General features: G+C 66.2%; 13 protein-coding genes. 8 read left to right on the forward strand and 5 right to left on the reverse strand.

The genetic code is table 11. The features are described from left to right. Positions 1–15: 15 nt before the first annotated feature. The gene (gene rpe, locus E1202_RS21285; RefSeq protein ID WP_132684909.1) at positions 16–720 is read right to left on the reverse strand and encodes a ribulose-phosphate 3-epimerase; all 705 of its coding nucleotides are present in this window, start codon (positions 718–720) and stop codon (positions 16–18) included. Between the two features lie 119 nt (positions 721–839). Here rpe and E1202_RS21290 point away from each other — a divergent pair, with 119 nt between their 5' ends. Then, the gene (locus E1202_RS21290) at positions 840–1,508 is read left to right on the forward strand and encodes a response regulator (protein WP_132684910.1); all 669 of its coding nucleotides are present in this window, start codon (positions 840–842) and stop codon (positions 1,506–1,508) included. Continuing rightward, entirely contained in the window at positions 1,505–2,680 is a 1,176-nt protein-coding gene (locus E1202_RS21295; RefSeq protein WP_132684911.1) for a GAF domain-containing sensor histidine kinase, read from the forward strand. Before E1202_RS21290 ends, E1202_RS21295 begins: the two co-directional genes overlap by 4 nt. Positions 2,681–2,872: 192 nt before the next feature. Here the strand turns inward: E1202_RS21295 and E1202_RS21300 are convergent, their stop codons facing one another. Together E1202_RS21300 and E1202_RS21305 are read right to left on the reverse strand one after the other, a co-directional pair. Beyond that, positions 2,873–3,868 (reverse strand): class I fructose-bisphosphate aldolase, encoded by a 996-nt coding sequence (locus E1202_RS21300; protein ID WP_132684912.1) that lies wholly within the window; start codon positions 3,866–3,868, stop codon positions 2,873–2,875. 35 nt (positions 3,869–3,903) lie between these two features. Continuing rightward, complete coding sequence (locus E1202_RS21305) at positions 3,904–4,815, reverse strand: LysR family transcriptional regulator (RefSeq protein ID WP_207918827.1); 912 nt, start codon at positions 4,813–4,815, stop codon at positions 3,904–3,906. Between the two features lie 103 nt (positions 4,816–4,918). Here E1202_RS21305 and E1202_RS21310 point away from each other — a divergent pair, with 103 nt between their 5' ends. The 4 genes from E1202_RS21310 to E1202_RS21325 all read left to right on the forward strand — a co-directional run bounded on the left by E1202_RS21310 (position 4,919) and on the right by E1202_RS21325 (position 9,096). Beyond that, positions 4,919–6,379, forward strand: a complete 1,461-nt coding sequence (locus tag E1202_RS21310; RefSeq protein WP_132684913.1) for a form I ribulose bisphosphate carboxylase large subunit — start codon at positions 4,919–4,921, stop codon at positions 6,377–6,379. A 25-nt stretch (positions 6,380–6,404) separates the two neighbouring features. Beyond that, complete coding sequence (locus E1202_RS21315) at positions 6,405–6,830, forward strand: ribulose bisphosphate carboxylase small subunit (RefSeq protein ID WP_132684914.1); 426 nt, start codon at positions 6,405–6,407, stop codon at positions 6,828–6,830. Between the two features lie 4 nt (positions 6,831–6,834). Then, positions 6,835–7,818, forward strand: a complete 984-nt coding sequence (locus E1202_RS21320) for an AAA family ATPase (protein ID WP_207918829.1) — start codon at positions 6,835–6,837, stop codon at positions 7,816–7,818. 246 nt (positions 7,819–8,064) lie between these two features. Continuing rightward, a complete protein-coding gene (locus tag E1202_RS21325) occupies positions 8,065–9,096 on the forward strand; it encodes a LysR family transcriptional regulator (RefSeq protein ID WP_132684915.1) in 1,032 nt (343 codons plus the stop codon). 133 nt (positions 9,097–9,229) lie between these two features. Here the strand turns inward: E1202_RS21325 and E1202_RS32635 are convergent, their stop codons facing one another. Beyond that, on the reverse strand, positions 9,230–9,364 hold the full coding sequence (locus E1202_RS32635) for an MFS transporter small subunit (protein ID WP_268952350.1): 135 nt from the start codon (positions 9,362–9,364) through the stop codon (positions 9,230–9,232). A gap of 34 nt (positions 9,365–9,398) precedes the next feature. Further along, entirely contained in the window at positions 9,399–10,802 is a 1,404-nt protein-coding gene (locus E1202_RS21330) for an OFA family MFS transporter (protein WP_132684924.1), read from the reverse strand. 500 nt (positions 10,803–11,302) lie between these two features. Between E1202_RS21330 and E1202_RS21335 the strand changes: the two genes are divergently transcribed. Both E1202_RS21335 and E1202_RS21340 read left to right on the forward strand, forming a co-directional pair. Further along, complete coding sequence (locus E1202_RS21335) at positions 11,303–11,821, forward strand: SRPBCC family protein (protein ID WP_132684916.1); 519 nt, start codon at positions 11,303–11,305, stop codon at positions 11,819–11,821. Between the two features lie 33 nt (positions 11,822–11,854). Continuing rightward, on the forward strand, positions 11,855–14,182 hold the full coding sequence (locus tag E1202_RS21340; protein WP_132684917.1) for an FdhF/YdeP family oxidoreductase: 2,328 nt from the start codon (positions 11,855–11,857) through the stop codon (positions 14,180–14,182). The last annotated feature ends 99 nt before the right edge of the window (positions 14,183–14,281 follow it).

The following is a 14,281-nucleotide window of genomic DNA, read 5'->3' on the forward strand; positions in this document are numbered from 1 at the left end:
GCAGGACGTTGGTCATCAAGCTGCCTTTCTCTGTGATGCGCTCTCGCTCGCCGCGGCGCGCAACTCCGCGACGGCAGCCGCTTTGCCCGCCGGGTGGGCGTACAACCCCGAGCCCGAGATGAAGACGTCGGCACCGGCGGCGGAAGCCGACCGGATGGTCTTGGCGGTGATGCCGCCGTCGACCTCGAGCTCGACGGGCAGACCGGAGGCGTCGATCATTCGCCGGAGTCGCGCGATCTTCGACTCCACGGCGGGGATGTACGCCTGGCCGCCGAATCCGGGATTGACGGTCATGACCAGGACCAGGTCGGTCTCGCCCAGAACGTGCTCGACGATATCCGCGGGAGTGTGCGGGTTCAGCGCAACCCCGCTGCGCGCGCCGAGGTCGCGGATGCGCGCCAGCGTGCGATGGAGGTGGGTGCAGGCCTCGGCGTGCACGATGACGAGCTCGCACCCCGCATCGACGTACCGTCCCAGCAGCTCGTCGGGGGTGACCACCATGAGGTGGGCCTCGAACTCGACCGCGCTGTGCGGGCGCGCCGCCGCGATGACATCAGGACCGAAGGTGAGGTTCGGGACGAAGACGCCGTCCATGACGTCCCACTGGATCCGGTCTACGCCCGCCTCGCAGAGCGCCTGCACCTCGTTGCCGAGTTCGGCGAAATCGGCGGGCAACACCGACGGTACGACGAGCGGCTGGCGGACACTGGAGTCGGTCATGGCGTGGCCTTTCAAATCGGGTGTGTTCATCGGACCCCGTCACGCACGCTGCGCACTCACCCACGCGGGTGGACGGGCGGGTGATATGCCCGGCGGATTCCTCGCCGTAGGCTTGGCGCATGACGGCGTCGTCCCCGAACCCCCAGCGCCTTGTGCTCGTCGACGACCACGAGATGGTGTTGCACGGGCTTGGCGCCATGCTCGGTCACTTTCCCGACGAGGTGCTGGTCGTGGGGCAGGTGACGACCGGAGCGGCGGCGCTCACGATGGTCGCGGAGCAGCGCCCCGAGGTCGTGCTGTGCGACGTGCGCATCGGCAAGGAGAGCGGCCTGGACCTGTGCCGCCAGATCACCACGCAGTATCCGGACACCAAGGTCGTCCTGCTGACCGTGTATGACGACGAGCACTACCTCTACCAAGCCCTGCGCGTCGGTGCGTCCGGCTACATCCTCAAGCGCATCGACGGCCAGGAACTGGTCGGCCATCTGCGCCGGATCCGTGAGGGCGAGACCGTCGTCGATCCAGCGCTGGCAGGTCGGGTGGCACTCTCGGCCGCGCGGCTCAACGCGGGCGAGTTCTGGTCCGGTGCGCACCTCGGCCTCACCCAGCGAGAGTCGGAGGTGCTGGAGTTGCTGGTCGCGGGCCACTCGAACAAGGCGGTCGCGAGCAAGCTCGTGGTCAGCGAGGACACGGTGAAGACCCACATCCGCGGGCTCTACCGCAAGCTGGGGGTCGCCGACCGCAGCGGAGCCATCGCCGTCGCGTTGCGGGAGGGGCTGTTCCATTGAGCGCGGCCGCCAGTTCGATTCCCAGCGCGGCGGACCTCGCCGGACTGTTCGAGGCCGACGGTGTGCTGCTGTACGCCATTGAAGCCCAGGACCTAAGCATCGTCGACATCTGGCCAGAGCACGCTTCCGCGGGCTCCTTGAAGCTGCAGGTCGGCTTCGGAGTCACGGGATTGGTCGCGCGCACCGGCAAGCCGGTTCTGCTTGAGGCCGACTCGCCTCGCAATTCGTTGCACCGCCAGCTTCTGGGGCTCAAGCCGCAGCAGACCGTGGCCCGGATGTGCCTCCCGCTGCGGGGGCTCGACGAAGAGGCCGGTGTCGTAGGTGTCCTGGCTGTCCACCGCAGCCCGCGGCGGCCGTTCGGTCCGGACGACCTCGAAGCCGCGGGACCGATCGCGACGGTGCTCGGTCTGCGGCTGCACGCGGAGCAGTTGTGGAGGGCGGTCAACCGTCACCGCACCGAGCGGGACCGGCTCATGAAGCAGGCCATCTCGGCGCAGGAGGCGGAGCGGCGCCGGATCGCGTTCGACCTGCACGACGGCGTGACCACTGCGCTGGCGTCGATGTCGTTCCACCTCTCGGCTGCGGACCTGACCGTCTCCGAACTCGCAGCGCACGACGACTCGGAGGCCTCGATGCGGGCGCAGGAGTTGGAGCGCGCGCGAGCCGAGCTGGTGAGTGCTCGCGTGCTCGCCGACATGGCCTACAACCAGACGCGAGCGGCCATCTCGGGCCTGCACAGCCTGGTCCTCGACGACCTCGGACTGGTCGCGGCGATCGAGTCGCTCGTGCAGATGGCCAGCCGGGATGAGGGGCCGTCGATCGAGCTCGTGGTGGACCCCGCGGCCGATACTGATGACCTCCCCAACCATGCGGCGGCCGCGCTCTACCGGATCCTCCAAGAGGCCCTGGCCAACGCGGTCAAGCACGCCGAAGCGGACCGCATCGTGCTGTCACTGCGCCGGGTCGGCGACTCGATCGTGATCGGGTGCGCAGACGATGGGAAGGGCTTCGATCAGGAAGAACGCCGCAATGCGCGCACCATGGACGCGGACGGGGCGCAGCACTTCGGCCTCAGCTCCATCGCCGAGCGCTGCGCCATCATCGAGGCGTCCTTGCGAGTCGAGTCCGTCCCGGAGCGCGGTACCACGATGCTCGTCGAACTCCCGCTCTAGCGTTTGTCCTTTGAACACACCTTTACTGGCGGGTGGGACGAGGGCCTCAGCCGCCTTCACGCTCGGAATCCCAATTCCCATGTATGTCCATACGTCACGAAATGTCCTCGCGAGAAGACGGCTGAGAACCCTAGGAGGTGCGGTCGCGGGGGCGGGCCAAGCGGTCGTGCCGCCTCAACGGTTCAAGGGAGGTCAGCTGATTGCCTTTGCGGCCTGCCGGCAGTTTGCGACCAGGGCTTCCTGGGCGGCGGCGACGTTGGCCGCGTCGCCGCCCCAGGTGCGCAGGGCGTCGCTGACCAGCGCTCGCCCGAAGGAGAAGGTAACCTGCCATGGACGCTTGGTGGTTGCGTTGAGGTCGGCGAGGAACGTGCACGCGTCCGACGTCGGGTGTCCGCCGGACAGGAAGGCGATCCCCGGAACGGCGCGGGGAACGGTGTCACCGAGGACCTCGAAGGTAGCTGCGGCCACCGTGGATGCTGCGGCCGGTGGCGCGCCCAGACCGGGTGTCACGAAGTTCGGCTTGAGCACGATCCCGTTCAGGTCGACACTGGCTTGGTCGAGCTCCTCGAACAAGCCGGCGAGGGCTAGACGGGTCGCGTGCGCGGACGTTGCCAGGTCGTGAACCCCGTTGCAGAGCACCTCCGGCTCGACGATCGGGACGATTCCGTGCTGCTGGCACAGTGACGCGTACCTCGCGAGGGCGTGGCCGTTGGCACGGGCGCTGTAGGCCGTGATCGTCTGCACGTCGAACACGGCCCGCCACTTGGCGAAGGCGGCCCCGCGCTCGGCGTAGGAGGCCAGCCGGGCACCCAGACCGTCGAGGCCTTCGGTGATGAGCGCACCGCCGAGCCCCGGCAGCGGGGTGGTCCCGGTGTCAACCTTGATGCCCGGCAGGATGCCGAGATCGTGCGCGGCCTCGGGGAAGGTGCGGCCGTCGTTGAGATGCTGGCCGAACGTCTCGTCGGCGAGGATGATCCCGCTGACCGAGTCCGACAGCCGGTTGGCGGTGAGCAGCAGCTCGCGGTAGTCGCGACGAGTGATCTCGTTTGCGGGAATTCCCTCGGCCTTCAGGCGGGCCGACATGGTCTTGATCGACTCGTCGGCCGCGAGGATGCCCCGGCCTTCGCAGGTCATCTGCTCCGCAGTCTCTGCTAGGGCGGGAACGCTGCTGGGAAAAGTGGTCGTCATGCTCAGCATGTTGTGACCTGTGCCATGCGTTGTACTCACCCCTTGGGGCGATGCCGGGTGTGAAACGCCGCCGAACCCACCCTTTCCCGGGCGCACACGTGCCGCAGGAACAAGCGAGTCGCAGCCGTCGGCTCGGAGGTGGTGCACAGATGCCACGGGCGGTCGAGCGGAGTCCCCGTCACCGGGTATGACGCGAGTTCGCCAGCCTCCAGCTGCTCGCGCACGGCCTCCTCGTGCACCAGCGTGACACCGAGGCCCTCGCGTGCGGCGGCGACCGCGGCACCGGCGGTGCCGAGCGTCAGCAGCGGCGGTGCTGCCTGCAGTCGCGTGAGCAGCGCCAAGGTCGTCTCGCGCGTGCCCGATCCCAAGGCGGTCAGCAACCAGGTCGTCGTCCGTGGGTCACCTCGAATTTCCGGCCGGCCGACGAGGACCAAGCGGTTCGCTCGTCGCGCTCTGGTCACCAGACCGGACCCATGCGGCGGGCGGCCGGCGAGCACCACGTCGACGGCGTGGTCGGACGCGAGCGAGAACAGTTCGTCCCGTGGCAAGACCGACAGGGAGAGTTCGATCTGCGGATGCTCCCGGGCGAACGACGCGATCAGCCGCGGCAGGACGTACTCGCTTGCTGTCGCGACGGCACCGATCCGCACGCGTCCGCGCTCGGCGTCCTGCACCGCGCCGGCGGCTTCGGCGAGCAAACCGAGGAGTTTGCGGACGTAGGTAGCGAAGGTCTCGCTGGCGTCCGTGGGCACGATGCCACGTCCTGCCTTCGCGAACAGCGTCGTGCCGAGCGCGGACTCCAAGGCCGCGATGGCTGCTGAGACCGCCGACGGCGTCACGTGGAGCGCTTCGGCAGCGGCTTTCACGCTGCCCGTTTCGTAGACCGCCATGAAGGTGTGCAGTCGCGCCCAGGTGGCCGCGGCAGGCAGATCGGCAATCCCATCCATAGTTCAATGATGCCTTATCTATTCGAAGAAAAGTTTCGATTGTCGTTGATTGATTGGGAACCGAGACTGGTCGTGCACCGAGCGGACAGGAAAGGGAACTGCCATGACGATCAGCGAAGACGGTACGGAGACCAAGGAACGCTGGGACCCGGGCGTGCAGAGCTACGCGGGGATGGGTTACTACAACGCGGACTACGTTCCCAAGGACACCGACGTGCTCGCGGTGTTCCGAGTGACGCCGCAGGATGGCGTTGACCCGATCGAGGCCGCCGCGGCGGTGGCGGGTGAGTCATCCACCGCGACCTGGACGGTGGTGTGGACCGACCGGCTCACGGCCAATACTCACTACCAGGCCAAGGCCTATCGCGTTGACGAGGTCCCAGGCCGGCCGGGGGAGTACTTCGCCTACATCGCCTACGACATCGACCTCTTCGAAGAGAGTTCCATCGCGAACCTGACCTCCTCGATCATCGGCAACGTGTTCGGCTTCAAGCCGCTGAAGGCGCTGCGTCTCGAGGACATGCGGATTCCGGTCGCCTACACCAAGACTTTTCAGGGTCCGGCGCACGGCATCGTCATGGAGCGCGAGCACCTCAACAAGTACGGCCGCCCGCTGCTGGGCGCCACGATCAAGCCCAAGCTCGGCCTGTCGGCCCGCAACTACGGCCGCGTGGTGTACGAGGCCTGCCGCGGTGGGCTGGACTTCACCAAGGACGACGAGAACATCAACTCCCAGCCGTTCATGCGCTGGCGTGACCGCTTCCTCTACGCGATGGAAGGCGTCAACCGGGCGACAGCCGAGACCGGCGAGGTCAAGGGGCACTACCTCAACGTCACCGCCGGCACCATGGAGGAGATGTACCGCCGCGCGGAGCTTGCCAAGGAACTCGGCAGCGTGATCGTGATGATCGACCTGACGATCGGCTACACGGCGATCCAGTCGATGGCGCACTGGGCCCGGGAGAACGGCGTGCTGCTGCACTTGCACCGCGCCGGCCACTCGACCTACACGCGGCAGAAGACGCACGGCGTGAGCTTCCGGGTGATCGCGAAGTGGTGCCGCCTGATGGGGGTGGACCACGTCCATGCCGGCACCGTCGTCGGCAAGCTCGAAGGCGACCCGGCCACCACCCGCGGGTACTACGACACCCTGCGCGAGAACAACGTTCCCCTGAACCTGCAGAACGGCATCTTCTTCGACCAGGACTGGGCCTCCATGCCGGGCGTCATGCCGGTCGCTTCCGGCGGTATCCACGCCGGTCAGATGCACCAGTTGCTGGATCTGTTCGGTGACGACGTGATCCTGCAGTTCGGTGGCGGCACCATCGGTCACCCGTACGGCATCGCCGCGGGCGCTGAAGCCAACCGCGTTGCACTGGAGGCCATGGTCAAGGCGCGAAACGAAGGTCGTGACCTGTTGCGCGAGGGCCCCGACGTGCTTCGCACTGCCGCGAAGAACTGCCAGTCCCTCGAGGCTGCGCTCTCCACGTGGGGCGAGGTCACCTTCGACTACACCAGCACCGACGCGCCCGACTTCGTCCCGACTCCGTTGCCGTCGGCCTGACCACCCACTGACACAGGAGCACGTCATGAAACTCCGGTATGGAACGTTTTCGTACCTGCCCGACCTCACCGACGAAGAGATCGCGGCCCAGGTGAAGTACGCCCTCTCCCAGGGTTGGCCAGTGTCGGTGGAGTACACCGACGACCCGCATCCGCGCAACGTCTACTGGGAGATGTGGGGCCTGCCGATGTTCGACCTGGCCGAGCCCGACGGTGTTCTCGCGCAGATCAACGAGTGTCGCGCGACCCACCCTCGCCACTACGTCCGGGTGCTGGCCTACGACGCGAGTCTGGGCAGGCAGTCGACCGCGATGCACTTCCTCGTTCAACGACCCGAGGAGGAGCCCGGCTTCCTCCTCGAACGCCAGGAAGGGCCGGACCGCACCCAGCGGTACTCCGTGAAGTCCTACGCCACCGAGAAGCCTGCCGGGGCTCGGTACGCAAGCGGGTGATCTGATGGAAACGCCCAAAGGTTTCGGGTTCCCTCGGCCTGCCAAGGACGAATCGGAGCCGGACGAAGCGATCGTTGAGGAGGGCTCGGGGCAGCCGGCCCCTCTCGGTGACGACGCGGAGCTCGACCTCTCGGCGGACGAGTCGGCGGCCAGGGTCGCGGAGACCCTGGCCTGTCTCGAGGCCGAACTGGTCGGCTTGGCTTCGGTCAAGCGGCGCGTCCGCGAGATCGCCTCGTTGCTGCAGGTCGACCGCGCCCGCGAGCGGTTCGGGCTCACGGCGTCGAATCCGACGTTGCACATGAGTTTTACCGGTGGGCCTGGTACCGGAAAGACCACCGTGGCCATGCGGATGGCGAGCATTCTGCACGCCCTCGGCTACATCCGGGCCCCACGGGTGCACGTGGTGACCCGTGATGACCTGGTCGGCCAGTTCATCGGCCACACCGCGCCGAAGACCAAGGAGGCGCTCGCTCGCGCGGCGGGGGGAGTGCTGTTCATCGACGAGGCCTACTACCTCTTCCGCCCGGAGAACGAGCGCGATTACGGGCAGGAGGTCATCGAGATCCTGCTGACCGAGATGGAGAACGAGCGAGGCGACCTGGTGGTCATCTTCGCCGGGTACCCGGATCGGATGGCGACGTTCTTCTCGGCCAACCCGGGTTTGAGCTCACGGGTTCCGCATCACATCGAGTTCGAGGACTACAACCACGCCGAGTTGTTGCAGATCGCCGATCTCATGGTCGCGGAGGAGAACTTCCGCTTCGACGAGCAGGCACGTGAGGTCTTCTCGGACTACCTCACCCGCCGGATGCAGCGGCCGAACTTCTCCAACGCGCGCAGCGTGCGCAACGCCATCGAGCGCAGCCGGCTGCGTCAGGCTCGCCGCCTGGTGGGATTGAACCGCCCCTTGGGGAAGGAGGATCTCGTCACCATCACTGCGGAGGACATATACGGGAGCAGTGTGTTTACGGCGGATTCGAGCGACTAGTGACCGGCAGTGCGGCCGGGGTCCGTGGAAGCAGGACCTGCGACGTCACGCCGACTGGCCGCGTGCTTCGACCAGGTGGTGAGCGGCAGCTCGCTCCTGGCCGTCGACTGCCCGGACGGAGTGCATCCGCCCGGGCAGTCGAGCGGGTTGAGCCATTGCGAGCGTTCTACCGATTGATGGCATGGTGGGCGCTGGGTGGCCCTTGAGCTGTGGGATGGGGGATCGTGGTGGAGGTGCGATGTTCAGATGCTGATCCGGCAGTTGGAATACCTCACGGCCTTGGCGCGTGAACGGCACTTCGCCCGTGCGGCAGAGACTTGCTACATCTCGCAACCCGCGTTGTCGACTGCGATCCGCAAGCTGGAGGCTGATCTGCACGTGCCGATCATCCAGCGAGGCAACCGGTTCCTCGGTTTCACGCCCGAAGGAGAGCGCATCTTGCAGTGGGCCTACCGGATCCTGGCCGAGCGCGACTCGTTGGTCGAGGACGTGGGCGTGATGCGCGAGGGGCTGAGTGGATGCCTGCGCATCGGCAGCGTCCCCACCGCCCTCAACGTGCTGCCCGTGCTCACCGCGCTGTTGTCCGAGGCGCAGCCGCGCATCCGGTTTTCCGTGCGGTCGATGACTTCCGCGCAGATCCAGCGGGACCTGTCGAACTACGAGCTGGACGTCGGCGTGACGTACGTGGACAACGAACCGCTCAGCCGGGTGCGGTCGATGCCGCTCTACCGCGAGCGGTACCTGCTGCTGGTTGGCGACGACGCGTTAGCCGGACGAAGCTCGGTGACCTGGCAGGAGGCCGCGGAGGTGCCGCTGTGCCTGCTGTCCGGCGACATGCAGAACCGCCGCATTCTGGACTCGATCTTCGAGGAGGTCAACGCCCGACCCGTACCTGCCGTGGAGGCCGATTCGATCACTGCGCTGCGGGCGTACGTCGAGGAGGGCCGGTGCGCGACCGTGCTCCCGCAGTCCTGGGTGAACGGGCACAATGTGGCCGAGGGAATGCGCGCCATCCCGCTGGTGGAGCCGGAAGCCACCCAGACCATTGGCCTGGTCATCCACGACCGCGATCCGGAGCCGATCCTGGCTCGGGCTCTCCTCGACGTTGCTGGCGGGATGGATCTGCAGAGCACGGTCGATCTCGCCAGCCGCACGGGTTTTCCAATACCGGGACTGGATGAGCCCGGCGTTGTCGAGGAAGCGCAGGTTCGTGAATCTGGCCTGGACACTGGAGAATCCGTGACGTTTCCGGTGGAGCTCGACACTGCAGGCGACTAACGACGTATCTGGAACGACCTGGGCGAGAGGTGGCTGGTGGGTCGGTGATGCGGTACTCGTCGGGTTGTGACGTTGTATGCGCGGTGCCGGGGATGACGCGTCGGCAAACGGGCGCGGCATCCCCGGCATTGGGTCACGTGGTGAACAGTTGCAAGGCCGCCGTGATGGCGTTAAACAGGCCGTAGAGCAGGGGGATTCCTACGATCAGCCAAGTAATGCCTATCTCTGCCTTGTACTTGTCGGGTGTGCGGGGAGTGGATTCGGTCATGGTCCGCATTCCTCCAAGCCGTTGCGTCGGATGATCACTGGTTGGGTGTGGTGGTAGGACGACGAGGGGTGTCAACGGCGTCCGAAACCGGGGTCCTCTCGTGCCAGCGTTCGGCGACCGGCCGGATGAGCAGGTTCGCGGTGAACCCGATCGCCAGGACGCCGACCATGGTGAGCAGGGCGGGCCGGTAGTCGGATGCGACGAGCTCGCCCGGCGTGCCCCGCGTATCGAGGATGCGGTTGATGATCAGCGGACCGAGCACGCCCGCCGTCGACCACGCGGTGAGCAGACGGCCATGGATTGCGCCTACCTGGTAGGTACCGAACAGGTCGCGCAAGTACGCGGGAACGGTGGAGAAACCCCCACCGTAGAAGGAGATGATGACTGCGCACAGGATTACGAACAAGGCTGTGGAGCTCGCTCCGGCCACGGCGAGCAGCACGTAGAGAATCATGCCGAAACCGAGGTACATCACGTAGGTCGGTTTGCGGCCGATGATGTCTGATGCGGACGACCAGATGAACCGACCGGCCATGTTGGTGACCGACAGCAAGCCGACGAAGCCAGCAGCGGCGGTCACGGTCACGGTCGATGTGTTCCCGTCGCGGAAGAAGTCCTCGATCATCTCGGCTGCCTGCTCGAGAATTCCGATACCGGCGGTCACGTTGCAGAGCAGCACCGTCCACAACAGCCAGAACTGCGGTGTTTTGATCGCGTTGCTGGCCGAGACGTTCCCCGTGGTCACCATCGACTTGGCCTTGACCTTCGACGGATCGAAGTGCGGAGGTACCCATCCGGGGGCGGGCACCCGCACGGTGAAGACGCCCATCATCATGACCAGGAAGTAGGCTGCGCCCAGGGTGAGGAACAGCTTCGCGACGGCCTCGCCGGAGGCGACCTGTGCTCCGCCGCCGTAGAAGGAAAGCAGTTTGCTCGACAACGGTGCGGCGACCATGGCACCCCCGCCGAACCCCATGATTGCCATCCCGGTGGCTAGACCGGGCCGGTCGGGGAACCACTTCATCAAGGTCGACACCGGGGAGATGTACCCGATGCCCAGGCCGATGCCCCCGATGAGCCCGTAGCCGAGGTACACCAGCCAGAGCTGGCCGACGGCGATGCCGGCGGCCCCGACGAGGAACCCAGACGCCCAGCAGCACGCGGCGGTGAACATCGCGCGACGTGGACCGACCCTGTCCACCCAGGTACCGAAGACCGCAGCGGAGACACCGAGCATGACGATGGCGATCGAGAAGATGACACCGATCGCGGTGAGACTCGTATCGAAGTGCTCCCGAAGGGACGCCTTGTACACACTCGTCGCGTACACCTGCCCGATGCACAGGTGAACGGCCAGGGCAGCGGGCGGGATCAGCCACCGGCTGTAGCCGGGCGGAGCGACTGTGTGCTCCCGATCCAAGAACGATAGAACGGCCATTGCGCACCTCCAGGGTGAGGCAGTTGCGTACCGAGCCAGCGAGCGTTGATGCTGTCGAGCCGCGTCAGCTGACTCGAAGGTCGAGGGCGTTGTGGTGCGCGTGTGCGAGCACATCAAAGACGCCGCCAGATCTCATCCCCCCGCGGGGTGAGCAGGGGTGTGAGTCACCAGCCGGGGCTGCCCGCGCGCGCACCTCGTGTGAAGGGCAGCGGAGCTGGTGGTCGAGACATCATCGTGGTCTTGCACTCCCACCTGCCCGGCTTCTTGTCCGGTCGTGATTGGCGGATGACCAGTTGCACGGCCAATGACGTGAAAAACTAGGTACGAGTGTGATGAGCGTCAAAGTGCTTTCTTGAATTCAGCGATAACCGCAATTTATGAGCGGCCGTGGTCGGCAAAGGGGCATCCCGTTCGAGACCGGATCTGGACCAATGTCCACTGGCGGATGACGGCACGAGCAACAACACTGGCGCGGACGCGCAGTCGACGATGGGCGAGTCATGAGCGCCATTGAAGAGACGATTGATATCGGTGTCCCGGTGCGCACCGCCTACAACCAGTGGACTCAGTTCAAGTCCTTCCCGCGGTTCGCGGCGGCGGTGAAGAAGGTCGACCAGCTCAGACCGAACGTGACCTGCTGGGTGATCGGGTTCGGTCCGCTGCGGCGGGAGTCCGAGGTCGAGATCGTGCGGCAGCAGCCCGATCGCTGCGTGGCCTGGCGCAGTCTGGAACGACAACCCCGCCATCGAGGTGAGGTGAGCTTCCGACCCCTGGGGCCTGAGCGCACCGAGATCGTCGTTCGGGTCCACTACGAACCACGCGGTCTCGGAGAGTCCCTAGCTGGCGCCCTCGGGGTGCCACACCGCATGGTTCGGTCCGGGCTCGAGCACTTCAAGGAGTTCATCGAATCGCTCGGAGAAGAGAGCGGTGGTTGGCGCGGTGCGATCAGCAAGGGGCGGGTGCAGCCGTTTGAGCCGGAACCGCCGAGAAGCCAGGTCCCGAAGTGGCCCACCGGCTGAGCGGCGACAGCAGGACCATGAGAGGCGGACACATTGCGAGACGCACCCAGGGATGAACCGGACGAGGAACTGTCCGTAACTCCTCCCAAGAAATGGGCGGCTGGGATTCCGGCGGTGACGCACGCGCTCGGGTATTCGCTCGAGGAAACCTCTGTCGAGCGAACGGCCCGGACGCTGCTCACGATCAACCAGGTGGACGGCGTCGACTGTCCCGGCTGCGCCTGGCCGGACCCGTCCCCGGGCCAGCGCCACCGCAACGAGTACTGCGAGAACGGCGCCAAGCACATCAACGACGAGGCCACGTTGCGGAGGGTCACCGCTGACTTCTTCCGGCAGCACCCGATCTCCGAGTTGGCGCGGCATTCCGATCTCTGGCTGAATCAGCAGGGGCGGCTCACCGAGCCGATGGTGAAGCGGCCGGATTCCGACCACTACGAGCCGATCAGCTGGCGCGACGCGCTCGGGTTGGTCTCCGAGGAGTTGAAGTCACTGGGCTCTCCCGACGAGGCGGCCTTCTACACCTCGGGCCGGGTCAGCAACGAGGCAGCCTTCGTGCTGCAGCTGTTCGCCAGAGCGTTCGGCACCAACAACTTGCCGGATTGCAGCAACATGTGCCACGAATCCAGCGGGTTCGCCCTGCATGAGACTCTGGGCACGGGCAAGGGGACGGTGAGCCTGCACGATCTCCACCACGCTGACCTGATCTTCCTCGTGGGGCAGAATCCCGGAACCAACCACCCGCGGCAGCTTTCCGCGTTGGAGGAGGCCAAGGCCAACGGTGCCCGGATCATCGCGGTGAACCCGCTGCCGGAGGCGGGACTACTGCGCTTCAAGAACCCGCAGCGCCCGCGCGGGGTGATCGGTCGCGGAGTCTCGATCGCCGACCGGTTCCTCCACATCCGTGGCGGTGGTGACCTGGCGCTGTTCCAGGCTCTGAACCGGCTGCTGCTTGAGGCGGAGGAGGAGCGGCTCGGCGCCGTGCTCGACCACGAATTCATCCGCGCCAACACCAGTGGTTTCGAGGAGTTCGCGCAGCACGTCCGACGGATCTCGTGGGACGAGATCATCGCGGCGACGGGACTCGACCGTGCGGAGATCGAAGCGGTGCGGGACGAGGTGCTCCGCCACGAGCGCGTCATCGTGTGCTGGGCGATGGGGGTGACGCAGCACAAGCACGGGGTGGCCACCATCAGGGAGATCGTGAACTTTCTGATGATGCGCGGAAATCTCGGGAGGGCAGGAACCGGAGCGTGCCCAGTGCGCGGGCACAGCAATGTGCAGGGAGACCGAACGATGGGCATCTGGGAACAGATGCCGGACGATTTCCTGGACGCGATCCAACGCGAGTTCGGTTTCGATCCGCCGCGAGCGCATGGCCTGGACTCGGTGAACACGATCAGGGCGATGCACGAAGGTCGCATCAAGGTCTTCCTCGGGGTCGCGGGCAACTTCGTTCGCGCGGTGCCGGACAGTGCCGTCGCGGAAGACGCGATCCGCAATTGCCGACTCACCGCGCACATCTCTACCAAGCTCAACCGTTCCCACACCGTCTGCGGAAGAACCGCGCTCATCCTGCCGACTCTCGGGCGCACCGAGCGCGACATCCAGCAGGATGGCGCGCAGTTCGTCACCGTCGAGGACTCGTCGAGCGAGGTGCACGTTTCTCAGGGCCGCCTGCAGCCGGCGTCGACTCTGCTCCTCAGCGAGGTCGCCATCCTGTGCCGCCTGGCCCGACGCACGCTCGACAGACGGACGCCGGACATCCCGTGGGACGAGTTCGAATCCGACTACGGAACGATCCGCGATCGGATTGCCAACGTCATACCCGGATTCCACGACTTCAACCGGCGGGTGGTCCGCCCCGGTGGCATCCGTCTGCCGAACCCGGTGAACGAGGGGGTGTTCCCCACACCTGCCGGGAAAGCCCTGTTCACCTGCAATGCGTGGCACATGCCGGAGATTCCCGAAGGGCATCTGCTGCTGCAGACCCTGCGGTCCCACGATCAGTGGAACACCATTCCCTACACGGAGAACGACCGTTACCGAGGTGTCCACGGCCGCCGTCGCGTCATCCTGGTCAACCCGGACGATCTGACTGACTTGGGACTCGCAGGAGGCGAGCGCGTCGACCTAGTGAGCGTGTGGGAGGACGGTGTGGATCGCCGGGCGGAGGATTTCGAAGTGGTCTCGTATCCGACCACGCGTGGTTGCGCGGCAGCGTACTATCCCGAAACCAACGTCCTGCTGCCACTGGCAAGCGTGGCTGACATCAGCAATCAGCCGACGGCGAAGGCCATGCTGGTGAGGCTGGAGCGCACTGGTACAGGCTCGGCGAACGGATCTTCCAGCCACCGCAGGTGAAGCGGAATCAGGCTTTGTCGGTCGACGTTCCGACTGCGGTCTGCGTGTCGGCCGAGGCAATAGCGGGAGCAGGCGAGTTGTGCTGTGCGGTCTTGGGCG

Source organism: Saccharopolyspora karakumensis (assembly GCF_004349225.1).
GTDB classification, from domain to species: domain Bacteria; phylum Actinomycetota; class Actinomycetes; order Mycobacteriales; family Pseudonocardiaceae; genus Saccharopolyspora; species Saccharopolyspora endophytica.

Coding starts and splice junctions, on each gene's coding strand:
- rpe (WP_132684909.1), bottom strand. CDS start 720: ATGACCGACTCCAGTGTCCGCCAGCCGCTCGTCGTACCGTCGGTGTTG.
- E1202_RS21290 (WP_132684910.1), top strand. CDS start 840: ATGACGGCGTCGTCCCCGAACCCCCAGCGCCTTGTGCTCGTCGACGAC.
- E1202_RS21300 (WP_132684912.1), bottom strand. CDS start 3,868: ATGACGACCACTTTTCCCAGCAGCGTTCCCGCCCTAGCAGAGACTGCG.
- E1202_RS21305 (WP_207918827.1), bottom strand. CDS start 4,815: ATGGATGGGATTGCCGATCTGCCTGCCGCGGCCACCTGGGCGCGACTG.
- E1202_RS21310 (WP_132684913.1), top strand. CDS start 4,919: ATGACGATCAGCGAAGACGGTACGGAGACCAAGGAACGCTGGGACCCG.
- E1202_RS21315 (WP_132684914.1), top strand. CDS start 6,405: ATGAAACTCCGGTATGGAACGTTTTCGTACCTGCCCGACCTCACCGAC.
- E1202_RS21320 (WP_207918829.1), top strand. CDS start 6,835: ATGGAAACGCCCAAAGGTTTCGGGTTCCCTCGGCCTGCCAAGGACGAA.
- E1202_RS21325 (WP_132684915.1), top strand. CDS start 8,065: ATGCTGATCCGGCAGTTGGAATACCTCACGGCCTTGGCGCGTGAACGG.
- E1202_RS32635 (WP_268952350.1), bottom strand. CDS start 9,364: ATGACCGAATCCACTCCCCGCACACCCGACAAGTACAAGGCAGAGATA.
- E1202_RS21330 (WP_132684924.1), bottom strand. CDS start 10,802: ATGGCCGTTCTATCGTTCTTGGATCGGGAGCACACAGTCGCTCCGCCC.
- E1202_RS21335 (WP_132684916.1), top strand. CDS start 11,303: ATGAGCGCCATTGAAGAGACGATTGATATCGGTGTCCCGGTGCGCACC.